Source organism: Streptomyces sp. NPDC041814, from assembly GCF_055590565.1.
In genome coordinates, this window is sequence record NZ_JBVJAM010000002.1 from 498,813 (window position 1) to 522,009 (window position 23,197).

Annotated in this window: 20 protein-coding genes and 1 pseudogene; 7 read left to right on the forward strand and 14 right to left on the reverse strand. The window is 72.3% G+C overall.

Annotated elements, in window-relative coordinates; all coding sequences use genetic code 11:
• Positions 1-87 precede the first annotated feature (87 nt).
• Complete coding sequence (locus ACZ6C6_RS07630) at positions 88-453, reverse strand: hypothetical protein (protein ID WP_469200121.1); 366 nt, start codon at positions 451-453, stop codon at positions 88-90.
• A gap of 141 nt (positions 454-594) precedes the next feature.
• Between ACZ6C6_RS07630 and ACZ6C6_RS07635 the strand changes: the two genes are divergently transcribed.
• The gene (locus ACZ6C6_RS07635) at positions 595-1,431 is read left to right on the forward strand and encodes an SDR family oxidoreductase (RefSeq protein ID WP_469200123.1); all 837 of its coding nucleotides are present in this window, start codon (positions 595-597) and stop codon (positions 1,429-1,431) included.
• A gap of 194 nt (positions 1,432-1,625) precedes the next feature.
• A complete protein-coding gene (locus ACZ6C6_RS07640; RefSeq protein ID WP_469200125.1) occupies positions 1,626-2,180 on the forward strand; it encodes a hypothetical protein in 555 nt (184 codons plus the stop codon).
• 76 nt (positions 2,181-2,256) lie between these two features.
• On the opposite strand, the gene ACZ6C6_RS07645 is transcribed toward ACZ6C6_RS07640, so the two are convergent.
• The gene (locus ACZ6C6_RS07645; RefSeq protein WP_469200127.1) at positions 2,257-2,853 is read right to left on the reverse strand and encodes a TetR/AcrR family transcriptional regulator; all 597 of its coding nucleotides are present in this window, start codon (positions 2,851-2,853) and stop codon (positions 2,257-2,259) included.
• A 63-nt stretch (positions 2,854-2,916) separates the two neighbouring features.
• On the opposite strand from ACZ6C6_RS07645, the gene ACZ6C6_RS07650 reads away from it, so the two are divergent.
• Positions 2,917-3,792 carry an NAD(P)H-binding protein gene (locus ACZ6C6_RS07650; RefSeq protein WP_469200129.1) on the forward strand — a complete coding sequence of 292 codons (876 nt, stop codon included), beginning with the start codon at positions 2,917-2,919 and terminating at the stop codon, positions 3,790-3,792.
• Here ACZ6C6_RS07650 and ACZ6C6_RS07655 read toward each other — a convergent pair whose 3' ends face one another.
• From ACZ6C6_RS07655 to ACZ6C6_RS07675, 5 genes are all read right to left on the reverse strand, one after another.
• Positions 3,793-4,194 (reverse strand): GFA family protein, encoded by a 402-nt coding sequence (locus ACZ6C6_RS07655; RefSeq protein WP_469200131.1) that lies wholly within the window; start codon positions 4,192-4,194, stop codon positions 3,793-3,795.
• Positions 4,195-4,223: 29 nt separating this feature from the next.
• On the reverse strand, positions 4,224-5,321 hold the full coding sequence (locus ACZ6C6_RS07660; RefSeq protein ID WP_469200133.1) for an NUDIX hydrolase: 1,098 nt from the start codon (positions 5,319-5,321) through the stop codon (positions 4,224-4,226).
• Positions 5,322-5,452: 131 nt separating this feature from the next.
• A complete protein-coding gene (locus tag ACZ6C6_RS07665) occupies positions 5,453-6,823 on the reverse strand; it encodes a phosphotransferase (RefSeq protein ID WP_469200135.1) in 1,371 nt (456 codons plus the stop codon).
• Positions 6,811-8,253, reverse strand: a complete 1,443-nt coding sequence (locus ACZ6C6_RS07670) for an NUDIX domain-containing protein (RefSeq protein WP_469200137.1) — start codon at positions 8,251-8,253, stop codon at positions 6,811-6,813. The genes ACZ6C6_RS07665 and ACZ6C6_RS07670 overlap by 13 nt, the downstream gene beginning before the upstream one ends.
• 47 nt (positions 8,254-8,300) lie before the next feature.
• Positions 8,301-10,163: an ABC transporter ATP-binding protein gene (locus tag ACZ6C6_RS07675; RefSeq protein WP_469200139.1), complete on the reverse strand. Its 1,863-nt coding sequence runs from the start codon at positions 10,161-10,163 to the stop codon at positions 8,301-8,303.
• A 499-nt stretch (positions 10,164-10,662) separates the two neighbouring features.
• On the opposite strand from ACZ6C6_RS07675, the gene ACZ6C6_RS07680 reads away from it, so the two are divergent.
• The gene (locus ACZ6C6_RS07680; protein WP_469200141.1) at positions 10,663-12,417 is read left to right on the forward strand and encodes a protein kinase domain-containing protein; all 1,755 of its coding nucleotides are present in this window, start codon (positions 10,663-10,665) and stop codon (positions 12,415-12,417) included.
• A 6-nt stretch (positions 12,418-12,423) separates the two neighbouring features.
• Here ACZ6C6_RS07680 and ACZ6C6_RS07685 read toward each other — a convergent pair whose 3' ends face one another.
• Entirely contained in the window at positions 12,424-13,974 is a 1,551-nt protein-coding gene (locus tag ACZ6C6_RS07685; RefSeq protein WP_469200142.1) for an alpha/beta hydrolase, read from the reverse strand.
• Positions 13,975-14,332: 358 nt separating this feature from the next.
• Between ACZ6C6_RS07685 and ACZ6C6_RS07690 the strand changes: the two genes are divergently transcribed.
• Positions 14,333-14,977, forward strand: coding sequence for a hypothetical protein (locus ACZ6C6_RS07690; RefSeq protein ID WP_469200144.1), 645 nt, complete (start codon positions 14,333-14,335; stop codon positions 14,975-14,977).
• A 168-nt stretch (positions 14,978-15,145) separates the two neighbouring features.
• Complete coding sequence (gene lepB, locus ACZ6C6_RS07695; protein WP_469200146.1) at positions 15,146-15,808, forward strand: signal peptidase I; 663 nt, start codon at positions 15,146-15,148, stop codon at positions 15,806-15,808.
• A gap of 98 nt (positions 15,809-15,906) precedes the next feature.
• Here the strand turns inward: lepB and ACZ6C6_RS07700 are convergent, their stop codons facing one another.
• Positions 15,907-16,470, reverse strand: coding sequence for a dihydrofolate reductase family protein (locus tag ACZ6C6_RS07700; protein ID WP_469200148.1), 564 nt, complete (start codon positions 16,468-16,470; stop codon positions 15,907-15,909).
• A 58-nt stretch (positions 16,471-16,528) separates the two neighbouring features.
• A pseudogene (locus ACZ6C6_RS07705) lies at positions 16,529-17,479 on the reverse strand (sigma-70 family RNA polymerase sigma factor); the annotation flags it as partial.
• A 163-nt stretch (positions 17,480-17,642) separates the two neighbouring features.
• Between ACZ6C6_RS07705 and ACZ6C6_RS07710 the strand changes: the two are divergent.
• Positions 17,643-18,146 (forward strand): lamin tail domain-containing protein, encoded by a 504-nt coding sequence (locus tag ACZ6C6_RS07710; RefSeq protein ID WP_469200150.1) that lies wholly within the window; start codon positions 17,643-17,645, stop codon positions 18,144-18,146.
• A 48-nt stretch (positions 18,147-18,194) separates the two neighbouring features.
• Here the strand turns inward: ACZ6C6_RS07710 and ACZ6C6_RS07715 are convergent, their stop codons facing one another.
• The 4 genes from ACZ6C6_RS07715 to ACZ6C6_RS07730 all read right to left on the reverse strand — a co-directional run bounded on the left by ACZ6C6_RS07715 (position 18,195) and on the right by ACZ6C6_RS07730 (position 23,065).
• Positions 18,195-18,770 carry a hypothetical protein gene (locus ACZ6C6_RS07715; RefSeq protein ID WP_469200152.1) on the reverse strand — a complete coding sequence of 192 codons (576 nt, stop codon included), beginning with the start codon at positions 18,768-18,770 and terminating at the stop codon, positions 18,195-18,197.
• Positions 18,771-18,955: 185 nt separating this feature from the next.
• Positions 18,956-20,230 (reverse strand): alpha/beta fold hydrolase, encoded by a 1,275-nt coding sequence (locus tag ACZ6C6_RS07720; RefSeq protein ID WP_469200154.1) that lies wholly within the window; start codon positions 20,228-20,230, stop codon positions 18,956-18,958.
• A 48-nt stretch (positions 20,231-20,278) separates the two neighbouring features.
• Positions 20,279-21,346, reverse strand: a complete 1,068-nt coding sequence (locus tag ACZ6C6_RS07725; protein WP_458335995.1) for a 2,5-dihydroxypyridine 5,6-dioxygenase NicX family protein — start codon at positions 21,344-21,346, stop codon at positions 20,279-20,281.
• Positions 21,347-21,397: 51 nt separating this feature from the next.
• Positions 21,398-23,065: an OPT/YSL family transporter gene (locus ACZ6C6_RS07730; RefSeq protein WP_469200156.1), complete on the reverse strand. Its 1,668-nt coding sequence runs from the start codon at positions 23,063-23,065 to the stop codon at positions 21,398-21,400.
• Between the last annotated feature and the right edge of the window lie 132 nt (positions 23,066-23,197).

Here is a 23,197-nt window from a genome sequence, read left to right on the forward strand (position 1 = left end):
CGGATGTCGTGGCTGCTCGCTGCGGTGGCCTGCCCCGTGCCCGCTCAGGCTTGCCGTCGCGACCCGGGCGAACGTCGGCCGACTTGTTCAGCGCACGGGGCGGACGCGGTAACTCACCGCCTGGTACGGGAAGTCCGCCGTGTGCAGACTGCCCAGGGCGAAGCTCAGGTCGCTGTCGGACCCCGGGGCGCCCGTACGGCAGTCGGCGTTGAAGAACACGTCGACATCCACGGCCGCGTAGTTCAGCGCGGAGGCCGAGGGCGTGGCGAGGTTGTGGCACTCGGTGCTGGTGAGGTCCACGGGCGTCGCCGCGCCCGTCTGGTGGGCACCGGTGTAGAAGACGACGCCCGCGGACTGCGCGACGGCGGGCTGGGCCAGAACCGCGCCGACCGCGAGGGCCGTTCCACAGACCGCGGCAGCGGCTCCGGTGTACCTGCGGTGGTTACGGCTCATGGTGTCTGCCACCTTTGCGTTCGAGAGGGGGGAGACACGATTATTTGCGCCTTCAACCAGATGTGGAAGATCGCTTTCAGCCATCGGGGCGGCTGCGAAGCGCGGGGGCAGGCGCGCGGGCGGCCCGTAGCGTAGGGCGGCATGACTGTGCTGATCATCGGCGGCAGCGGCCTGCTGGGCACCGAACTCGTACGCCAGGCCGCCGCCTCGGACGGGCCCCCGGCTGCCACGTACCACTCCCGCCCCGGGGACCCGGCCCGGGCGGCCTGGCACCACCTCGACCTCCGCGCCCCGCAGCGCCTGGAACAGCTTCTCGACACGGTGGCCCCCACCGTGCTGATCAACGCGACGAGCGGCGGGGCGGACTGGGCGGTCACCGCCGAGGGCGGCATCCGGCTCGCCCTCGCGGCGGCCGGGCACGGGATCCGCCTGGTGCACGTCTCCAGCGACGCGGTCTTCTCCGGAACGGGCCGCAACCAGTACGACGAATCCTGCCTGCCGGACCCGCTCACGCCCTACGGTGCCGCGAAGGCCGCCGCCGAGACGGCCGTACGCGTCATCGGCGCCGGTGCGGCCGTCGCCCGTACCTCGCTGATCATCGGCAACGGCCGCTCCGAGCACGAGCGGTTGGTTCACGCCCTGGCCGGCGGAACACGCGAGGGTGCCCTCTTCACCGACGACGTCCGCTGTCCCGTACACGTGAGCGACCTGGCCGCCGCCCTGTGGGAGCTCGCCCGCTCCGACGCCGCCGGGATCTTCCACCTCGCGGGCCCGGACGCCCTCAGCCGCCACCAACTCGGCGAGCTCATCGCCCGCCGCGACGGCCTCGACCCCGCGCGGCTGCCCTCCGCGCGCCGCGGAGATACGGGCCTGCCTGCCGGGATCGACGTACGACTGGACTGCCGTGCCACGCAGCGGAAGCTCACCACCCGGCTCCGGGGCGCCCGCGCGTTCCTGCGTGAAGCGGACCCGGCCTGAGGACCACACCGGCCCGACGCCCTGCGTGGGCTCCGGGATTGACACAGGCGCTCGGTGGATTCCTGCGCGTGCGAAAAAAGGCATCTGCACCACTTAACGGTGAACATCGCCGCTATGTCCCTTGAAACGGGGGTCAGTTGGAAAGCCTGGCCGTGCACCTCAAAGAGGCGCACGGCCAACCCGAGGAGAAGACCTTGAAGCGTGTCTCGTTCCGCCGTTCCGCCGGACTGGTGGCAGCCGCCGCGGCCCTGATCGCCGGTCCCGCCCTTTCCGCTCACGCCATGACCCCCTCCGCCCCGAGCGGACAGCAGGCCTACGCAGCGCAGGCGCGGGCCGCCGGCCTCACCGACCGGCAGGCCGGCGAGCTCCAGCGGCAGGTCGACGCGGTGCGCGCCCAGGAGCCCCAGGCCCGCCAGACCTCCGCGAACACCCTCGACATCCCCGGCGGCACCGTCACGCTCCCGGCCCCCGGACAGTCCGAGACCCGCGGCCTGGCGTCGCCCGGAACGGCCCTGGCCTGCGCCAACGGGCACCTGTGCATCACGGACGGGCGCGGCGTCAACTACGACTACTACCGCTGCGGCTACTACGACTTCAACGGTGTCGGCGACGGCACCTTCAACAACAACCAGACCTCGGGCACCCGGGCCCGCTTCTACAACAGCGACGGCAGCGAGCGCTGGTCCCACGTGGCCAAGGGCACCGGCACCGCGTCCTGGACCCCTGTCTTCCACATCCGCCCCTGCTGAACCCCGCCCGCGCCCCCGCCCCGGAAGCCGGGGTGGGGGCGCACGACCGCTCCGTACCCTCGCCGGGTGCCGCCTGTCACCGCAGCTGGTCGAATGCCTGGTCGGCGTCGGCGATGGCCTCGGGGCGGACGGCGTGGGCGGTTCGACCGTCGGCGATCTTCTGCCAGTTGGTGCGGGCGAGCACGCGTTGGACCGCGAGCACCTGGGCCGCGCGCAGGTGTGCCTGGATGCCTTCACCCAGGGCGTCGGTCAGCGCCTCTTCGTCCTGGAGCCGGTACTGCGTGAGCCGTCCCGCCAGGCTCGGTGTGGTGAACACCAGTCGGTGGAAGGCCACCACCTCGGGGTGATCGTTGAGGCCGGTGACGGGGTCGTACCGGTCGAGGCCGGCAAGGAAGTGCCGGTGCAGCGCGGTCAGTGGCTCGATGCCGGGGCCGCGGTCGCGCACGACGCGTGCTGCCTCGCCCTGGTGGTCCGCGAACCGGTGCAGCACCAGGTCTTCCTTGGTGGGGAAGTACCGGAAGAGGGTCGGCTTGGATATCTCCGCCGCCGCGGCGATGTCGTTGACCGAGACGTGGTCGAATCCGCGTTCGAGGAACAGCGAGACGGCCGCCTCGCCGATGGCGTCACGTGTCCGCTCCTTCTTGCGGGCCCGCAGCCCCGACGACTCGCTCATGCGGCCACCGTAACACCCGTTACCGAGTTGCATTATTAACCGAGTAACGTTTTTATGGGTGGCATGAATCAGACAGACATTCCTCCCGTGCTCGTCACCGGTGCGACGGGCCGCGTCGGCCGCCTCGTCATCGACCGGCTTCTCGACGCGGGCGTGCCGGTCCGGGCCCTCATCCGTCGCCCGGAGGCGGCGGCGACGCTGCCGGCGAAGGCCGAGGCCGTCGTCGGTGACCTCACCGTGCCCGAGTCGCTCGAACCGGCCTTGCGGGGTGCCGGTGCGGTCTTCCTCGTCTGGACCGCCCCGCCTCGGACCGCGGAGGCGGTCATCGAGCGGCTGGCAGCCCACGTGCGGCGGGTCGTCCTGCTTTCCTCCCCGCATCGGACGCCGCACCCCTTCTTCCAGCAGCCCAATCCCATGGCGGTACTGCATGCCGACATCGAGCGGCTCATCGCGGCCACCGGACTTGAGCCGACGATCCTCAGGCCGGGGATGTTCGCGTCGAACGTGCTCGCCTGGTGGGCGCCCGCGATCCGGGCCCGCCAGGTCGTCAGGTGGCCTTACGGTGCTGCCGAGTCGGCACCGGTGGACGACCGCGACATCGCAGCCGTCGCGGCGCGGACGCTCCAGCAGGACGGTTGCGCCGGAGGCGACTACGTGCTCACGGGCCCCGAATCGCTGACCCTGGCCGCGCAGGTGGACATCATCGGTGAGGCCGTGGGCCGCCGGATCGCCTTCGAGGAGATGACGCCGGACGAGTTCCGCAGCCTGTGCGAGGGTACGGTGCCCCGCTCCGCTGTCGACATGCTGCTCGCCGCGTGGAGCGCGGCGGTCGGGCAGCCCGCGTACGTCACCACCGCGGTGGCCGACATCCTCGGCACGGCGCCGCGAACGTTTCGCCAGTGGGCCACCGACCACGCCGCCGCTTTCACCGCGCGCTGACTATCCCAGCGCGACGGCCATCCAGGAAACGGCCTCCTGCCGGTAGGAGTGGCCGACGGGCTCGGTGCCACTGAGGTCGGTGAGGCTGAACCCGGTGACCATGACCGTGTCCGAGCCGTCGGCGACGGAGACGAGATGCGTCCCGCAGCGCGGGCAGAAGCCCCGGCGCAGCGTGGGCCAGGTCGCGTACCACGTCGGCTCGCCACCCGGACCCGTCCACGTCAGCCCGTCCAGGCCGAAGCCCACCCACAGGACCGCGGGCGCGCCGGAGATACGCGTGTCGTGCGGGCACGAGCACAGGTGCGGGTCGATCGGGTCGCCCAGCACCCGGTACGCGATGTGGCGGCACTGGCAGTGCCCGGTCCGGGCCTGCTCGGAAGGAGCTACGGGGGCGGCGGTCATGGGGGCCTCGATTCGGTACGGGTGCGGCGCTACCAGGCGGTGGGGCGCACGACTTCGGTGACGGGCTGGGGGTGAACGGCCCTGGGTATGCCGAGCATGGCGCGCCCCCGGTGGGCGGCGGCAAGCTGCTCGGCCGCCTCGGACGGCCCCCAGTCGAAGAACTCCAGGGCCTGCTCCGGGGTCGCGAGAACGCGTACGTACGTCTGTCCGGTGGCCGGATCGACGGCGGCCGGGCCCAGGCTCGCCAGCACGGCGGCGTGACGGACCCTCGCGCATGGTCCGGTGTCGGACAGGTACCCCAGGTAGCGGGTGTCGCCGAGCTCGGCGGTGGCCTCCTCACGGCATTCCCGGACGGCGGTCACCAGGGGGTCGCCGCCGTCCTCCGGTTCCGTAGTGCCGCCGGGCAGACAGGCGGCGCCGGTGTCCGGTTCGAAGAGAACGAGGACCCGTCCGTCCGGGGCGAAGGCCCACACCCAGGACTGGCGGACCGGCAGACCGGGGGGCACGGGCCCTGGCCGGAAGGGCAGGTGGTGGCAGGCCCGGGCGGTGCGCAGGACACCGACCCGGTCGAGGACAGTGGGGGCGATCGGAAGGCCGTCCTCCAGGAACGCGGGGCCGGCGCCGTTGATGCGGGCGCGGAGCGCGGAGAGGGCGCGGCGGGCATCGCCGGGAGACATCAGCGAGGGAAGGCCGGCCGGTTCGGCGAACTCGATGCCGTCGATCTCGCCCGGGGCGGGCCGGATGGCCGCGATCCGCTCGTCGTCCCAGACGCCGCCGTCGAAGACGTGCAGCAGCTCGCCCGGGAACCGCATGGCGGCGGGCGCCGCCCGGCCGCCGGGGGAGACCCAGTCGACGGCCAGCCCACGGGTGACGGCCGCCGCGACGCCGAGCTCCTCCTCCAGCTCGCGGGCGGCGCCCCGGGCCGGTGACTCGCCCCGCTCGACGGCCCCGCCGGGCAGCAGCCGGGTGGACCGGTAGCCGACACGCTGGACCAGGACCCGCCCGCGCCGATCGGTGATCAGCACGCTGGTGCCGGCCCACAGCGCGGCGGAGGTGCGCAGCGTCCCGTACGCCTCGTCGCCCGTCGCCGCGCCGGGGAGTTCGTCGGGTGCGGATGTCGTGGTCATCTCTCTCCGTTCGAGGGGGACTTGGGTGGCGGCCGGGGGTGCCGTACGTACGGTTGAAGTATCCCGTCCGTACGGCACCCCCGGACGCCCCTTCCAGCGGGGCGGTCACGACCGGGTCGGCGTGCCGCTCCTCATGGGGCGTTGTGGTCGTCGGCACGCAGCCGGGCCAGGGTGCGCAGGCCGCGTTCCACCAGTTCGGGGTCGCCGTGCTCGGCGCCGTACGAGATGCCGGAGACGGCGTCCAGGGCGGTGAGGGCCGTGAGTTGGGCCTCCTCCTCCCGGCTGAAGCGGCGACCGTAGCCGCTCATGACGGCTGCCAGCAGGTCGGGACGGCCGTGCCAGCTGTCTGACAGCCGCACGAAGTCCCGTAGGGCCGGCCCGGCTTCGGAGCGCTCGAAGTCGAGCACGTACAGCGTGCCGGAGCCCTCCTCCCAGCGCAGGTTGCGCAGCTGGAAGTCACCGTGCGTGGGCACCGCGGGGAGGGCGGGGAGGGCAACGGCGCGCGCGGCCGTGCTGCGGACGAACTCCTCGTCAGCGGCGGTGAGATGGGGCCGCGCTCCCTCCAGGTGCCGTTCCAGCTTTCCCACGGGCAGCACTCCGCCGCCCGGCCGTCGCGGGGCGGCGCTGGTGTGCAGGGCGGCCGCGAGCCGTCCGATGCGGTGGAAGACCTTGCGCTCCTCCTCGGGTGGGAGGACGGCGCCGTACAGGGACCGGCCTCCCACCGCCGTGAGTACGACGGCGCGCAAGGGGCCGTCGGCGGCCACCAGCCGGGGCGCGGCTTCGCCGAGGACGGTGGCCCAGCCCCGTAACGCCGTGACCTCGCGGCGGTGGAAACGCTCGTTCTGGTGGACCTTGACGTACCAGGTGCCGCCCTCGGCGCCCTGCGCGCGCCATACGCGGCTCTCCTCCCTCGCCCAGGAGACGTCCGTCCAGCGGGCGATGCGGCCCACCGCCCGCTCGGCGAAGGCACCCACCGCGCCCGCTGGACCGGCGCCGGGGACCAGAAGGGACCGGTCTGCGGACGGGGTGTAGGCGACGGGGTCGCCGGGCTCCTGGAAGTGCACGGCCAGTTGAGCGCCGGAGCGGTAGGCGTCCAGCCCCGCACGGCAGTACGCGACCATCGGCTCCGGCAGCTCGTCCAGCGCGAACCACCCCATCGCGTCGCACTTGTCGGGCTCCATGACGCGAGGTGTGCCGCTCCACCGGCGCACCTCGAAGAAGACCCCCATCCTTGCCCGGCCGACGGGGGGCCGGTGGTGCACCGTGACCGCCGCGCGCACATGCGCCGGATCCACGACGAGACCGGTCTCCTCCAGCGTCTCGCGTACGACGGCGTCGACCACGGACTCGGCCTCCACATGGCCCGAGGGCGCATGCCACAGCCCGCTCGCGTACACGTCGCCGGCCCGCCGGGACAGCAGCACCTCCGGCCCCCGGGCTCCGTCGCGCACGGCCAGCAGGTGGGCGTCCAGCGGCGCGTCGGCGCGGGTCAACGCGGCCACCCCAGCTCCGTGTAGGCGCGCCCGGCGCGGATGCCCTCGATCGCGGCGCGCGTGTACGGGACCAGCGGCTCCGGGAGGTCCTTGGCGTTCCACCACTGCCAGGCGACGCACTTGTCCGGTTCCCTCAGCTCGGGCGTGCCCTCCCAGCGCCGTGCGCGGAAGAACAGGCCGATCCGGGGTCTGCCGCCCGGCCGGTCGACCATGTGCACGGTGTGGACGAGTTCGGCATCCGCCGGGTCGATCACCAGCCCCGCCTCCTCGTACGCCTCCCTGACCAGGCAGGCCGTGGCGGACTCCGCCTCGCAGTGGCCCGCGAGCACGTGCCAGGTGTTGCCCGCGTACGCCGAGCCGGGGTGCCGCAGCCCCAGCAGGACCTGGCCGTCCCGCTCCAGGTAGAGGTGGACGCCGACGACGTTCGGGACCGTCCCCGGTACCGGGCCTGCGGGCGCGTCGTGCTCGGCGGCGTGGCGTTCCAGGAGCGCCCGGGTCGACGGCAGCATCGTCATGTACGGGAACTTCTCCGGACGCACCCAGGCGACCATCACACCCTCGGTGAGCGGCAGCCGGGCCGCGTCACCGTTCCAGCGGCCGGTGAACACCTGGACCGGCACCCGGGTCCCGTCCGTGCCGGTGACGTGCTCGACCGCGTACGGCGTCAGGCCGGCGACCGTCAGACCGGCCTCCTCGCGCAGCTCCCGGCGGACCGTGTCGAGCAGCGTGCGGTCCTGCGGCTCCCGGCCGCCGCCGAGCAACGACCAGCACCCCGGCTCCCAGATCCACGGCTTGTTCGCGTCCCGGAGGTGCAGCAGGTACCGGCCCTGGCCGTCGTGGATGATCGCCGAGGCGTTCACGGGCTCGGGCCGCCCGTCCAGGCCCGCCTGAAGAAGCTTCGTACGCAGGGTCGGTGACCTGACTTCCGTCAGGGGCAGCCACTGCGCGCCGGACACCTCCTCGTCCTGGAGAGTGATCACCGGTGGTTCCTCGTCGGCGAGGTAGAACACGTAGCGGAAGTCGTAGTGCCGGTGGGCCCGTTCGCCCTTCGCGGGGCGCGCGTCGATGTCGTGCACGTCGATGTCGATGGGGGAGCCGAGGAACTGCCGGGTCAGGGAAACGGCGCCCGGAGCGATCCCGGTCTCCTCCGACAGCTCGCGCAACGCGGCGACGAGCAGACTGCGGTCGCCGGGCTCGGTGTGACCGCCGGGGGTGAGCACGAGCCCGTCGGAGGCCCTGTGCCGGATGTGCAGGACCCGGCACCGGCGGTCGACGACGACAGCGCTGCACGTGACGTGGGCGGGGAGCGTCGCACGGTCGGCCGGATCGTCGACGCCGTCCAGGAGGGACAACAGCCCGGCGAGGGATTCCCGCTCGTGCGGGCGGCGTGCCAGATACGCCTCGGTGGTGGTGCGGATGTGGGTGCGGGTGAGCGGCATGGCGGCACCTCAGGACGGCGGACGGGGGACGGGGAAGTGGGGGCGGCTCACGCGGGGGCCTCGTGTTTCCCGTCGTCCGGTTCGGACGTGATCTGGTAGGAAAGCAACTGCCGGAAGAGACCGTCCTGTTCGGCGAGCTCGGCGTACGTGCCCTCCTGGACGACGCGGCCCGCGTCGAGCACGACGATGCGGTCGGCGACGGCCACGTTCGCGATGCGGTGGGTCACCAGCAGCACCGCCCGGTCCCGGGCCAGGGACCTGAGCCGCTGGAAGATGCGGAACTCGGCACGCGGGTCGAGGTTGGCCGTCGGCTCGTCCAGGACCAGCAGCCCGGCCGGGCGGAAGAACGCCCTCGCCAGGGCGATGCGCTGCCACTGGCCGCCGCTGAGCTCCTCGCCGTTGAGCCACTCCCGGGCCAGGAGGGTGTCCAGGCCCGCGCCCAGCTTGTCGACCACCTCGTCGGCGTCGGCCGCCTCGCACGCCTCACGGACCGCCGCGTCGCCGCGCGCGGTGGGCTGCCCCTGGGTGACGTTCTCGCGCACGGTCAGCGGCCAGTGCGCGTAATCCTGCGGTACGAGGGCGACGTGCCGCCACAGCGCCTGCGGGTCGGCCTCAGTGGTGGGGACGCCGTCCCACAGCACCTGCCCGTCGGTGGGCAGATAGAGTCCGCCGACCAGCTTCGACAACGTCGACTTGCCGGAGCCGTTGAAGCCCACCAGCGCGGTGACCTCGCCCCGGCGCAGGGTGAGGGACACCCCGGACAGGGCGTTGTGCTCCTTGCCCGCGTAGCGGTGCGTGACCGACTTGACCTCGATCGTCTCCGGCGGTGCGGGATGGTGCGGGCCCCGGCGCAGGCGGAAGCCGCCCGCCTTGTCGAGGAAGCCGGTCCAGTCGTCCATGTACAGCCCCGTCCGTACGGCGCGTGCGCCGACCGCCACCAGACCGCGGACCGACATGCCGACGGTCTGCAGGGCGAAGACGGCCGTACCGGCGTGGCCGACGCTGATCCGGCCGGTCGCGAGCAGCCACACCACCGCCGCCCACACCACCGCCGACCCCAGACCACCGCACACCGCGCCCACCAGGGATGTCCGCGCGCCCTGGTCGGCGGCGGCCCGGTCCTCGCGGTTGATGCGGGCGACGGTGTCCCGGTACCTGCCGGACAGGAAGCCGGCCATGGTCCCGGCGCGGATCTGGTCGGCGGCGTCCTTGGTGTAGATGTGCCAGCGCAGCACGGACAGCATCCGGTTGTCGCCGTTGCTGCGGAGGTTGGCCAGGTAGCGGACGCGCGCGGCGCTGACCTGGGCCACGGCCTGCGGCAGGCTGGCCGCGACCAGGAGCGGGAGCAGCACCCAGTGCACACCGGCGAGCACGACGGCCCCGGCGAGGAAGGCGGCCGCCGAGGCGATCAGGTCCTGCCCCTCGTTGATCAGGTCGCCGGTGACCTGGGCACCGCGGTCGGCGGCCTCGCGGTCACGGTTGAAGTCGGGGTCGTCGTACGCGCACAACTCGACCTCGGCGCAGCCGGTGAGCAGCATCTGCTCGGCCTCGCGGGACATCAGGGGCCCCAGCCTGGAGGAGAGCCAGCTGACCGTGATGCCCAGGAGCGCCCGCACCCCGGCGGCTCCGGCGAGCAGGGCGACGGACGGCCATGCCTCCAGGAGGCGGTGGTAGACGTCGCCGTCACGCAGAAGGGCCGTCAGGGTGCCCGCGATGGCGACCAGGCCCAGGGCCTGCATCACCCCGGTGACCAACTGGCACAGCAGGAGGCCGACCGTCGCCCGCCGGTCGACCCGCCACGCCAGGGCCAGCGAGCGGCGCACCAGCTGCGGCAGCCGCCGGGCCATGTCGCGCATCCGGATCGACCGGCCTGCCGCCTCACGGCTGCCGGTGAGATCGACGTAACGCATCTGCGTTTTGGGGGCGGCTCCCGAGGGCGCGGGCGCTAAGGGGACGGGGCGCGGTCCCGGGATGCTGTCGGCCGGTACACCGGTGGGCTCACTCATGGTCGCCCGCGTTCACCGGGAGCCGGCGTTCGATTCCGGGAGGCTGCTGCGAGGGGGAAGGGGCGGGGTGCATGGCGTTCCTCCGTCTGGGCGTCGATGTGGCACTGATGCTCTAAAAACGCGGTGGATCCGGTCCCGTAACGGCCGGATCGCAGGGCATTGTGCGAACGCAAGTTCTCATGGAGGGCTCAGGTCTTGGGGCCTCTGGTGTGTCGCCGCTGAAACTCGTTCGATCAGGTCGGGTCACCCCTGCGGGGGATTGCGGCCCCTGCGCGGCCGTCCGGGCCGACCGCCCGTCGCGCGAACGGCGTGCATTCGGTGAAACCGGCACCGCCGGTGAGCCGTCTCCTCTACTCTGACCAGTCGTTTGTGCGCCCCGGGGCGCATGGTGCTGAAGGAGGACGTGCCTGTGCGGGCCCTGCGGGCGGACGACCCAGTACGCGTGGCGGACTACCGGCTGCTCGGCCGGCTCGGCGAGGGAGGGATGGGGGTGGTCTACCTCGCCCGGTCCCCGCGCGGCCGCATGGTGGCGGTCAAGTCGATCCGGCTCGAACTCGCGGCGCTGCCGGACTTCCGGCTCCGCTTCGCCGAGGAAGTCGCCATCGCCCAGCGCGTGGGCGGCGACTGGACGGCCGCCGTGCTCGACGCCGACCCGCACGCCGAACGGCCCTGGGTCGCCACCGCGTACGTTCCCGGCCCGACCCTCGCCGAGGTGGTGTCCCGCCACGGGCCGCTGCCGGAGCGCTCGGTACGCGGGCTGGCATCCGGTCTCTGCGACGCACTGGCCGACATCCACGCGGCCGGGCTCGTCCACCGTGACCTGAAACCCTCCAACGTCATGGTCACCATCGACGGCCCCAGGGTGATCGACTTCGGCATCGTCCGTGCTCTGGACGGCCCGACCCACGGCGGACTGACCTCCACCGGCGTGGTCGTCGGCTCGCCGGGCTTCATGGCGCCCGAGCAGGTGCGCGGGGAACGCCTCACCACCGCCTGCGACATCTTCTCGCTGGGCTCGGTCCTCGCCTTCGCCGCAGGCGGACGTCTGCCCTTCGACACCCCCGAAGGGCGCCCGCACGCCCTCATGTACCGGGTGGTGCACGAGGAACCCGACCTCACCGGCGTCCCGGAGCCTCTGATTCCGCTGATTGGCGACTGCCTCGCCAAGGACCCCGGGGCCAGGCCGTCGCTCGCCACGCTCCGGGCGCGCGAGGAGACGCAGTTCCGGCATCTCGGCCCCTGGCTGCCCGCTCCGGTCCTGGCCAGGCTCGGGCAGGACGCGGCCCAGTTGCTGGAGCACGAGGACCCGGGAACCGGTCTGACGGGGGAGGGCGCCCTGCCCCCGGCGCCTCCGCCCGAGGACGAGGTCCTCACGGTTCCCGCCCAGCGTCCCGCCGTCCCGGCCACCGCCCCCGTCACCGCGCGGGCGGAACCAGGGAACCGGCACGGGACATCCCCGCGTACGCTGGCCGAGGAACGCAACGGGCGCAACGGTCCGGCCCCCTCCACGGTGGCCGTGTACGTGACCCTCGCCCTGTTCGGGCTGGCGTCGCTGGGCGCCACGATCACCCAGCTGAACCTCCTCGGCGACAGGATCTCGTCCGTCTCCTCGCTGGACGAGGAAATGGCGTACCCCTGGGGCTACATCCAGTCCGGGACCGCGGTCGGCTTCATCATCGCCTGGCTGATCTGGTGTGCGAGAACGCGTGCCACCGCCGAGGAGTTCGCCCCGGGCCGGCTGCGTTACACGTCCCGGCTGGCCGTCCTCTCGTGGTTCATCCCCCTGGGCAACCTCTACCTGCCCAAGCAGATCGCCAACGACGTATGGCACGCCTCCAGTCCGACGTCCCTGGGCGGCGCCATGGCCCCGGCCACCCGGCTCCACGTCTGGTGGGGATGCGCAGTCTTCACCGTGGTGACGTCACCGCTGTACCTGTACTGGGCGGCGTTCGCGTGGGCCGAGTACGGCGACTTCACCCAGCACGACAACGGGGTGGATTTCGGGGAGGACGGCTACGACGACTGGTACACGTACGACATGGCGGACGGCGCGTGGGTGGGCCTGGCCCTCCGCATCCTCGTGCTCCCCGCCGTCGTGACGACCGCCCTGTACGTCTCCCGCCTGACCGCCATGCAGCAGGCGCGCAGCACCACCTGATACCTCCTAGGACATGCTGCCCCGGCACACCGTCCCCGAGGCCGGAGCGCGCCCCGTGCGGAGGTACCGGTCGACCGCCTCCATGACGCAGCGGTTCTGCGGGTACGTTCCGTGGCCCTCCTCCTCGGCGGTCAGGAGCACGCCCACGCCCTCGCCCAGAGCGCGGGCCATACGGCGTGCCCCGGCGTACGGGGTGATCGGGTCACCGGTGCCGCCGACCACCAGAATGGGAGCCGCGCCGTCGGCGTTCACCCGCGGGGTGATCCGCTCGCCGTCGAACGGCCAGTCGTAGCAGAGGTAGACGCCCGAGGACCAGGCCGCGCCGAACACGGGCGACGCGGCCTCGACGCGCCCCGAGTCCCTGTCGAGGCGGTCCAGGCCAGGGCGGAGGCTGGAGTCCGCGCAGGTGATCGCGGTCAGGGCGGCGCGGCTGTTGTCGAGCGGCTCCGCCGCCCCGTCGGCGGAGCCGGTGAGGTCCGAGCCCTTGGCCAGCGGGCGGCCGTCGTTGCGGTCGGTCAGCGCGGTGAGCGCCTTGGCCAGTGGCTGCCAGCCGTCCGTGCCGCGGGCGAGATGGTCGCCGATGGCGTACGCGAAGTCGTCGGCGTCGAGGGTCCTGCCGCCTCCGGCCGGGGCGGGCTTCTTCTCCAGGCGGCCGGCCAGGCGCGCCATGCGGCGGGCGGCCTCCTCGGGCCCGTTGCCGGTCGGGCAGCCGCGGACATGGGCCGCGCAGTGCGCGGCGAACCGGTCGAACGCCGCCTGGACCGCCTCGGCCTGCGACACCTGCTCCTCGTCCAGGTCCTCGGTCGGATCGACCGACGCTTCGAGGACGAGCCGTCCGACGTGCGACGGGTACAGGTGGGCGTAGACCCCGCCCAGCGCCGTGCCGTACGAGACGCCGAAGTAGTGCAGCCGCTTGTCGCCGAGGAGGTACCGCATCAGGTCGAGGTCGCGCGCGGTGTGCGAGGTGCTGATGTACGGGAGGATCGCCCCGGAGTGCTCGGCACAGGCGTCGGCCCCCTCGTACGTGGTGTCGTCCGCGGTCTTCCCGCAGCGCACGGGGATGGTCGCGCCCACGCCGCGCGGGTCGAAGGAGACCAGGTCGTAGCGGTCGAGCAGCGGTCCGTACTGGCGGATGCGTGCGGGGAGTCCGCTCACGCCGGACACGCCGGGCCCGCCGAAGTTGAGGACGAGGGAACCGATGCGCCGGCTGTTCGGACCGGTGGCCTTGCGCCGGATCAGCGCGACGTCGATCGTCCGGCCGTCCGGCTTCCGGTAGTCGAGGGGCGCCTTCATGACGGCGCAGTCGTAGCCCTTGCGCGCGGCCCGCGGCGAGGTGCAGCGGGACCACCGGAGGTGCTGGCCGGTGGTGAGCGCGGCGGGCAGACCGGTGGGCGGGTTGGTCGCGGTGAACTCCGTGCGCGGCTCCGGGTGTTGCCGTGCGTCGCGCTGGAGCCAGGCGCCGACGGCCCCGGCCACGGTGAGGAGGAGGACCGCGATGATGCGCGCACCGACCGAGAAGCGCGGTCCGCGGCTTCGTATCGGATGTGCGTCGCTCATGGAAGCCCCCGCCTTCCCGCCCGTGGGCGCCCGCCCCGTGCCGCGCCCGTACTGATACCCGTCGAATGAGTGCAGCGTACAAGCCGCTTCCGGACGGGCGGGCGGCGTCGTCGCAGGTGCCTGCGCGGCGGCCGTGTCACCGCCACGCGCACGCTCGGTGACGGCGACCAGCCGTCGCGTGGCTGTGCCTTCCCTGGGACGAGCCTGTGTCATTCCTGGCCCAGTGTGAGGGGGGCGTCGCGGCGCGCCTCGTTGACGCACCGCCGTCGCCGTGCGAACCGGCACACCCGTCATGTGGTCCAGTTGTTGAACGCTTTGGCTGTAGTACCGCGCAGCCCTTACCGCGAATCAGGTCGAAATGATGCACAAGGGACGTATCTTCCTCGCAGCTGCCCTCACTACCCTGGGCCTCGGGCTCACGGCCTGCAACGACGGCGAAGACGACGCAGTGGGGCAGGAATCGCCTTCGGCCTCCGCCCCGGCCTCGCCCGCCCCGAGCAGCGAAAGCCCCTCCGCGGAGCCGAGCGACGACGCTTCCACCGCGCCCAGTGGTGACGTCGCCGCGCCGGGCACGAAGTTCAAGGTCGGTGACCGGGCGGTCCTGCCGTTCAAGTACGGGACGTCCAAGAAGGGCACGGTGGCCGTGACGGTCACGGCGATCGAGAAGGGCACCGAGGCCGACATGGCCCCGTTCGGTGACAAGGCGAAGGGCATGACGCCCTACTACATCCGCATGAAGGTGGAGAACGTCGGCGGCACGGACCTCTCCTACTCGTCGCTGAGGCTGCGCGGCAAGCTGGCGGGCGGCGCCCCCACGGGCGTCATCCTGATCGGTGACCTCCCGGGCAAGTGCGACAGCGAGACGGCACCCCGCGACTTCACCACGAAGGGCGCCTCGTACGAGACCTGCTCGCTCAGCGCCACGAAGACCGACCCCATCGCGGTCGCGTCGTTCGAGGAGGGCGACGCGTACAGCGACAGCCCGGTTCTCTGGAGCAACTGATCATCCGTTCCGCCCGCGTGGGCCGGGCGCCCCGTCAAGGACGGGGCGCCCGGCCCACGCGTCGCGCCACACACCGGTGGCGCAGGCGGTGACGGTTCGCGCGCCGGGCACGCTGTACGGAGTGTGCAGAGGATCAAGACAACGGATGAAGGTCCCGCGGGGCGGCCGATGGCGGGCCGGGGATGGCGGGTCGCGGCCCGGGTGCTGACGCCGGTGGGGCTCGTGCTGCTGGCCGGCTCGGTCGCCCACGGCATCGGGCGGTACGAGACGGTGACGGTCGGAGGTGATTCCATGCGACCCGGATTTCAGCCCGGGGCCCATGTGCTGGTGGAACGGGTCGGCTCGGACGGCATACACAGGGGCGACGTCGTCCTCATCGATCCGCCGGAGCGGTACATGACCGAGCCGGTGCTGCGGCGCGTCATCGGCATCGGCGGCGACCACGTCATCGGCGCCGGGAGCCGGGTCGCGGTGAACGGGAAGACGCTCGACGAGCCGTACGTGGCGGACACGCGGGGTGATCCGCACGCCGACCCGTACGACGTACGGGTCCCGGCGGGCCGGCTCTTCGTGCTGGGCGACTACCGCGCGAACTCCAACGACTCCCGCTACCACCTCGATGTGCACGAAGGCAGCTTCGCGGCCTCGGGCGTGCGAGGACGAGTGGTCGCGGACGGGACCGTGCCCACCGGCCCCGCGGTGTTCGCGATCCTGGGCCTCGTACTGACCGCAGCGGGTCTCGGCGGGTACGCGGCCGGGCGGCGCGCGGCCCGGAAGGGGCAGGTCACGCCACCCGTCGCGCCCCGGTGGCCCGGAGCCCGGAACGCGTAGCGGATCGACCGCCGAGGGGTGCGCGTGTGCACCGGACGGCGGCCACCGCGATCCCGGCCCGTGCACCGTGCGGCGATGCCGGGCCGGGGAGCGGTCGGTCAGCGGGCGGCCCTGCGGTAGCGGGTGAGGACGGCCGCGCCGACCCGCTCGGCGGCCAGGCATTCCAGGTCGGTGCGGGGGCCGTCGGCGGGGAACAGCTTCTGCCCGGTGCCGACGACGGTGGGGAAGGTCAGCAGCCGGTACTCGTCCACCAGGTCGGCGGCCATCAACCGGTGCACGACGCTCAGGCTTCCGGCGACGACCACATCCCTCCGCTCGCGCTTGACGGCATCGGCCGGATCGCCGTCGAGGAGCCGGGAGTTCCTCCAGACCGACATGTCGGCGGGGGCCAGGGACCGGGAGACGACCAGCTTGGGCACGGCGTTCATGCGCGCGGCGAACGGGTCGTCGCGGCCCGGCCAGATCCGCGAGAACAGCTCCCAGGTGGCGCGCCCGAGCAGCAGCACCCCGTCGTCCATGGTGCGGCCGAGCCGGAACTTGTCCCCGGCGACCGCTTCCGGTCCGTGCCGGAACGCCCAGCCGCCCAACGGGGTCGCCTGGGACCCGTCCGGGTCGGACGCGACCCCGTCCAGCGTGATGAACTCGATGACGACGACGCTCACGATGAGACTCCTCTCGGTTCGGTTGCTCACCGGTATCTACCGGCGGCTCCGCCCCGACTCATCGCTCCCGGCGGACATCGGTCACGGAAATCTCGCGCGGGAGACCGAAGGCGTCGCAGATACGCGGATCGGCGAAGACCACGTTGTGCGCGACACGGCCGTCAATGACGGTGAAGACCTGCAAGGTGTGCAGACGATGCCCACCGCCTCGCTCCGGGGCGTACGCGGCGAGAGCGGGCTGCCCGTTGGCGGTGAGTTCCCGCATGGCCCAGCCGGTGCCGCGCATCGCGAACACCCGCTCCAGGAACCGGCCGTAGTCCGCGCTGCCGGAGTACCACAGCGGCACCGGCGGCATCTCCAGCACCGCGTCGTCGGCCAGCAGCCGCACCAGCGCGGGCACGTCCGCCGCCTCGAACGCCCGCACATACCGCTGGACCACTGCCCGTGTCCGGGGGTCGTCCGGCTCGGAGACGGCACCGCTGTCGCCCACCTCGGCGATGGCGGAACGGGCCCGCTGCAGCGCGCTGTTGACCGCCGCCACCGACGTCCCCAACTGCCCGGCGACCTCAGCGGCGGTGAAGGCCAGCACCTCGCGCAGCACCAGCACCGCCCGCTGCCGGGCCGGCAGCACCTGCACCGCCGCCACCCAGGCCAGCCGCAGGTCTGCCCGCACCTCCACGTCGAACCGCGCGTCGGGGAAGGGCTCCAGCCAGGGAACGTCGAATGCCGGTACGAGCGGAGCTCCAGGATCGTCGCTGGGCGCCCCCAGCCCGGACGGCAGCGGACGGCGTCCGCGCCCCTCCAGGGCGGTCAGGCACGCGTTGGTCGCGATCCGGTACAACCAGGTCCGCACCGAGGCGCGCGCCGGATCGTACCGGTCCCGGGCCTTCCACGCCCGCAGCAATGTCTCCTGAACCAGGTCCTCGGCCTCGTGGTACGACCCCAGCATCCGGTAGCAGTACGCCATCAACTCGCCCCGGAACGGCTCGAACTCCACGCGCCCATCATGCCGTACCCCGTGCGGGCCGCGGCTCGGAGCTCGGGTGCGGCCCTCATGTGCGGGGGAGCCGAGACCGTCGGCGTACGCACAACCTCCTAGTTATGTTCACCGTATGGTCACATTATCGGTAGGCTCTGAGGCGCTCCATTCGCACCACCAAGGGGGATTCGCCATGCGCACCCGTCATGCCCTGACCGCCGCCGCAGCCATGGGCGCGGTCGTCTCGCTCGGCCTCGCCGCCGGCACTCCTGCCCAGGCTGCCGAGTACTCCTCGGTCCTGAAGATCAAGGGCGTCCAGTACGACGCACCGGGTCGTGACTCCAACAAGTGCTCGGGCGGCAACGCGGCGAGCGAGTACCTGACGATCAAGAACTACTCACGGTCCACGACGGTCAACCTCAAGGGCTATGTCGTCAAGGACGCCGCCGGGAACAAGTTCACCTTCACCAAGTCCCACACCCTGCAGCCCGGTGACTACGTGAAGCTCCGGGGCAACCGGGGCACCGACTCGGACGCCAAGAACGTCGTCTACCGCCAGAACTGCAACTTCATCTGGAACAACGACAAGGACACGATCTACCTGTACAAGCCCTCCGGCTCCCGCGCGGACGTCCACGCCTACACCAAGAAGGCCAACGACCGTGACGGCAACGGCTACATCACCTATCACGGGTAGGGCGGCCGGGAATCGGCGCGGGTCGGGAAGAGCCGACCCGCGCCGTCCTCAGACGCTCCAGATCTCCTTGATGGTCCGCACCTCGCCCCTGGCGCCCAGGGTGATCTCGTAGACGTTGCCGAAGCAGCCGAACGGTGGTTCCACCTGGGGGTAGTCGTCGGTCGGGGCACCGATCTCCTGGGCGTGGCAGCGGTCGATGTGCAGCGCCAGCTGTTCGTGGTCGACCTGCTTCCACTGACCGGGGCCGTCCATCAGGGCGAGGTGCGCCTCGACGTCGTCGGGCAGCACGTAGTGCTTGGCAGGGTCCGTCTCGTCGGCCCCGTAGATCCAGTCGTTGGGCGTGCAGTGGGGCTTCGCCTCCGCCGCCTCGAAACCGCCGGAGTCACGCATCAGGGTGATCTTCACCCGGCTGTGCCCGGTGGGCAGGGTCGGCGGCTTGCCGCAGTCCTCGTCCTGTCCGTCGCCGGAGTCCGTCGTCCCCGAAGCCGTGGCAGACGGTGCGGAGCCGGCGCTGTCGGGGCTCGCCGGAGCGCCGTCGGCGTCCGAGCCGTCCGGGCCGCAGGCAGTGACGCTCAGGGCGACGAGCAGTGCCATCACGCTGAAGGCGCGGCGAGTTGAGGCCATGGTCTTTTCGTCCCCCGGTGCGGATCGTTCAGGTGCGGTGATCAGCTAAGAGGGTGTCAGCCCTACCTGCGGAGAAGTTGACATCGCGTGCGCGAATCCTTGGCAGCCGCAGCCGCAGCCGCAGCCGCAGCCGCAGCCGCAGCCGCAGCCGCAGGCGAGGGCTCGTACCGTGTCCGGCGGCTGCCCTAGGACAGGGACATAAGGCGGTCCAGGACCCCGGGGTCGGCCTTCACGCCGTCGTGCAGGTGGGTCTCGGACACCCAGGTGCGCAGGCCGCGCACCCGGGACGCCGTGGTCAGGGCGTGGTCGTGGTCGACGTACATGTCCTGGCGGTACACCGCCGCGGCGACCGGCACCGTGTTGGCCGCGAGGCGGTCGAGGTCGTAGAGCGCGGGCCAGTCCGTACGGTGGGCGAGCGCGTCCGCGGCCGCCTTCAGGGGGACAAGGGCCGGATCCTCATCGAACATCCAGGGGTACATCATCTCGCCCGTGAAGTGCAGCGGACCGCCCGCGGCGGCGTCGAACTCGGGGAACTCCGCCCGCACCCGGTCGGCGGACCACGCCGTGGGACGGCCGCCCTGCGCGTAGATCGCCTCGTGCAGGACCGCGTACAGCGGACGCGGCGCGAGCGAGACGACGGAGTCGACGCCGCGCAGGAACGTGTCGGAGAGGACCGGGCCGCGCGGCCCGGCCACGAAGGCGCACTCCAGCAAGTAGTGCAGGGAGTCGAAGGCCGACGCCGTGCCGAACGTGATCCCGAGTGTCTGGAACCGTCGCACCGACAGGCGCTCGCCCGACGGCATACGGACATCGTGGTCCGCCAGGTGGGCCGCGACGCGCTCGGCCAGGGCACGGTCGAGCGGGTAGCGCTCGAAGTACCGGTCGTTGGCGGCGACCGTACGCCGGTACGCCGCGCGGTAGACGTCGTCGGCGTGCCCGGTGAGGGTGGGCAGTCCACCGGTGATCAGGGCCCGGTCGAGCCCCCCGGGGGCGAGGCCGAGATACGTGAGTGTGGCGAAGCCGCCGAAGCTCTGCCCCAGGACCGTCCAGGGCCGGTCGCCCTGCAACCGGCGGCGCAGCAGCTCCGCGTCGCGGACGATCGAGTCGGCCCGGAAATGCGTGAGGTACCGCGCCGCGTCGGTCCGCCCGGCCAGCGTGGTGCGGTCTGCCGGGGTGGACCGGCCGGTGCCGCGCTGGTCCAGGAGGACGACGCGGAACTCCTTCAGGGCGCGGCGCAGCCAGGCGCCCGCAGCGTTGGGACGCTCCGCCCGCCCGCCCGGCCCGCCCTGGAGCCAGAGCAGCCGCGGCAGCTCACGGCCCTCCATGCCCTCGGCGACGACCTCCCGTGCGAAGACGGAGATGCCCGGCCCGTCGGGGCGGGCGTGGTCGAGTGGTACGTCGAGGGTGTGATCGGTGCAGACGAGGCCGCTGTGGCGGTACGTGATCTGGTCGTCGGTCAAGTCCGGCTCCTGGGGCGGGGGTGAACGGGGCGGGTGCGCGGTCGGCCGTCAGTAGCCGGCGACGCCCAGCTCGCGGCAGATCTCGACCAGCTCGGGGTGCACGTACACGCCGTCCTTCTCGATGCACTCGCCGTCGAGGAAGAGGGACGGGCCGAGGATCGAGCCGTCGGTGTGGGCGGCGGACACCCACGGTTCGCCGCCGATCCAGGCGCCCTTGGTGCCGATGCCGAGCTCCACGCAGCCGAAGACGCGCTCGTCCTCCACGATACGGCCGGTCGGCGCCGGGACGCCCGGGTTGAAGCCCAGGGACCAGTGGGCGACGCGGAACATGTTCGGGTCGTCCCAGGACTCCATCCAGCGGCGGAAGATCTCCGCGTCCTGACCCTCGCCGTCGATCTTCGTGACGACGCCCTTCTCGACGGTGCAGCGGACCGGGGTGCGCAGCAGACCGAGCTGGTCCGGCGGCCACAGGGCACCGTCGAAGACGAGCACGCCGTCCTGGGTCTCCTCCAGCGGGTTCCAGGAGATCTGGCCGGAGAGCATGACGGTCTCGCCGGGATTCTCGGCGGGCTTGCCCCGGAGATTGATGGGGCGGTCCCCGTTGCGGCCGGTGATGTCGGTGCCGTTGGCCGAGGTGATGCGCACCTCGTCCGCCTGCTCCAGGAGGCGGACCAGCGCCTTGCCGAGCTTGATGACACCCTCGAAGTCGGGACGCCCGACCGTCGCGACGAGCATGTGCACGTCCATCGCGGTGAGGTTGGTGTAGCGGCAGCCGTTCGCCATCGCGCGGCGGAACGCGTCGGAGTGCATCACGTACGAGACGGCGAACTCGATCCACACGTCGGCGTCGGCTATGGCACCGGCGACGGGGCGCGGCGGCTCCATGGAGGAGCTGGGCATCGTCTCGTACCAGACGACGACGGGGTGCGCCCCGGCGGCCGCGACGGCCTGTGCGGTGGCGTCCACGACACGGCGGTCGCTGCTGGTGTCGCCGGTGAGGACGACGTGCTCGCCGGGCTTGACCAGCATGACCTGCTCGACGAGCTTGCGAGCGGCGAGGGCGAGTTCGTAGCTCAGGTACTCGGGGCGGGGTTCGAGCCTGCTGAACATCTCCATGGAATTTCTCCTTGCGGTGGTGCGTATGAACGAAGGTGGTAGAGGGGCGGGCTAGCTCGCCTTGATGATCTGGGCGGAGTCGCCCAGGGAGCTGCCCGCGATGAGGCCGGCGCCGACCAGGTTCAGTTCCTCGTCGGCGGCGGGGCCGCGCCACTTGCGGTAGCCGACGCGCACGGCGAGCGCGGCGAGGACGATCCAGCAGGCGTTCGGGGTGAGGATCAGGAGGCCGGTCGCGAGCATGACGCCCATCTGCCGCTTTGTGCCGCCGATCAGCTGGATCGCGGCGCCGGGGATGGCCCACAGCAGCAGGGTGCGCAGCACACCCGGCTCGCCCAGACCGTTCTTGACGGTGTCGGCGTAGACCTTGGCGACGGGCGGGATCAGCCCCTGCTTGAAGTACGACTGCCACAGCACGGCCACCACCACGAGGGCGGCGGCGAAGCCGATGAGGGCCGCGCGGAACTGCTCACGGCGCCCCTCCCGCTCGTACGGGTCCCAGGGCCGGTGTTCGCGGCGCAGCAGCCAGCCGGCCTTGAGGTCGTAGCCCATGTCGGCGAAGGCGGGGCCGGTGGCCGACACATAACCCACCAGGAGCGCGAGCGGCACCGACGGGATGCCGATGAGAAGCCCCAGGACCAGGAAGATCAGGGTGACGGCGAACGACGGGAACCAGCCGGACTGCATCGCCGCGAGCCCCACGATGAGCTCGTGCACGAGCGCGGCGAACGCGGCGAACAGCACCCAGCCGAGCAGGCCCAGCGGGCTCATGTCGCCGATCAGCCCACCCAGGACGGCGAGCAGCACGGCCCCGGCGACGAACAGGGCGTAACCGCGTACGAGCGCCTGGCGCAGCGCCTTCTCGTCAACGGTGTACGAGGTCGTCTCGTCGTGTCCCGGACGCGCTGCCGCGGCGGCCGGCGGGCGCGCCGGGCGGCGCCGGACCAGGAGCACGACCGCCTGGCCGAGGGCGACGACGCCCGCGCCGACCATCACGCCGTGCGGCACGTACCCGGCGCCGAGGTCGGTGTGGAACAGGTCGGGGCTGAACTCGCGCAGACCGAGCCCCACGCCGAACATCAGCAGCGCCCACACGTTGCCGAGGAAGGCGACACCGGCGGCGGACAGCGGCAGGCTGAACAGGGTGCCGCCGAGGCCGACGAGCGTGCCCGCGCCGAGGACCAGGGCCCGCTTGCCGCCCTTGTCACCGGCCTTGATCGTCTCGGCGGCGGCCTGCCCGGGCGGCCAGGCCGCGTCGGCGGGCAGCAGCCGGGAGCCGAAGGAGCGGTAGAGCACCCAGGTGTCGATGAGCAGGCCCACGAAGGAACCGGCCAGCATCGGCCACACCAGGTCCTTGCGGCCGAAGACGTACGGCACCGCGATCGAGGTGAGCAGTGCGTTGGCCGAGGCGAAGGTGGCCGCGGAGATGGCGCTCTGGGCGAGGTTCTGCCGGTGCACGGAGCGCATCGACCGCAGTCCGGCGAGCGGGATGCGCCCGATGAGCATGGCGATCAGGGCGCCGACGACCGAGGTGTTGGCGGAGATGCCCAGCTTGGCGACCAGGTCCGCGCCGATGACGGCGCCGACGACGGACAGCACGGCGAGGACGACGAACACGACGGGTTCGCGTACGCGGGGATGGCCGGCGCCGGAGGAGGTGGTGCCGGGACCGGAGTCGGAGGGCGGCGGCACGGTGGCCGACGGCGAGGTGTGATGCGACACGGAACACCCCTTAATGGGTGGGCCCTGCCCCGGGACGGGGAGGGACTTTTCGGGCAGGCTGCGGCGATCCGCGTACTCCGGCACGACGCACGTCGTACGGATCTGTGGCCCACCGGACGAGCGCCGCCGGGC

Excerpts from the sequence above, each read along its gene's own strand:
- ACZ6C6_RS07630 (WP_469200121.1), bottom strand. The coding sequence starts at position 453 with ATGAGCCGTAACCACCGCAGGTACACCGGAGCCGCTGCCGCGGTCTGT.
- ACZ6C6_RS07635 (WP_469200123.1), top strand. The coding sequence starts at position 595 with ATGACTGTGCTGATCATCGGCGGCAGCGGCCTGCTGGGCACCGAACTC.
- ACZ6C6_RS07645 (WP_469200127.1), bottom strand. The coding sequence starts at position 2,853 with ATGAGCGAGTCGTCGGGGCTGCGGGCCCGCAAGAAGGAGCGGACACGT.
- ACZ6C6_RS07650 (WP_469200129.1), top strand. The coding sequence starts at position 2,917 with ATGAATCAGACAGACATTCCTCCCGTGCTCGTCACCGGTGCGACGGGC.
- ACZ6C6_RS07655 (WP_469200131.1), bottom strand. The coding sequence starts at position 4,194 with ATGACCGCCGCCCCCGTAGCTCCTTCCGAGCAGGCCCGGACCGGGCAC.
- ACZ6C6_RS07660 (WP_469200133.1), bottom strand. The coding sequence starts at position 5,321 with ATGACCACGACATCCGCACCCGACGAACTCCCCGGCGCGGCGACGGGC.
- ACZ6C6_RS07670 (WP_469200137.1), bottom strand. The coding sequence starts at position 8,253 with ATGCCGCTCACCCGCACCCACATCCGCACCACCACCGAGGCGTATCTG.
- ACZ6C6_RS07675 (WP_469200139.1), bottom strand. The coding sequence starts at position 10,163 with ATGCGTTACGTCGATCTCACCGGCAGCCGTGAGGCGGCAGGCCGGTCG.
- ACZ6C6_RS07685 (WP_469200142.1), bottom strand. The coding sequence starts at position 13,974 with ATGAGCGACGCACATCCGATACGAAGCCGCGGACCGCGCTTCTCGGTC.
- ACZ6C6_RS07690 (WP_469200144.1), top strand. The coding sequence starts at position 14,333 with ATGATGCACAAGGGACGTATCTTCCTCGCAGCTGCCCTCACTACCCTG.
- lepB (WP_469200146.1), top strand. The coding sequence starts at position 15,146 with ATGGCGGGCCGGGGATGGCGGGTCGCGGCCCGGGTGCTGACGCCGGTG.
- ACZ6C6_RS07710 (WP_469200150.1), top strand. The coding sequence starts at position 17,643 with ATGCGCACCCGTCATGCCCTGACCGCCGCCGCAGCCATGGGCGCGGTC.
- ACZ6C6_RS07715 (WP_469200152.1), bottom strand. The coding sequence starts at position 18,770 with ATGGCCTCAACTCGCCGCGCCTTCAGCGTGATGGCACTGCTCGTCGCC.
- ACZ6C6_RS07725 (WP_458335995.1), bottom strand. The coding sequence starts at position 21,346 with ATGGAGATGTTCAGCAGGCTCGAACCCCGCCCCGAGTACCTGAGCTAC.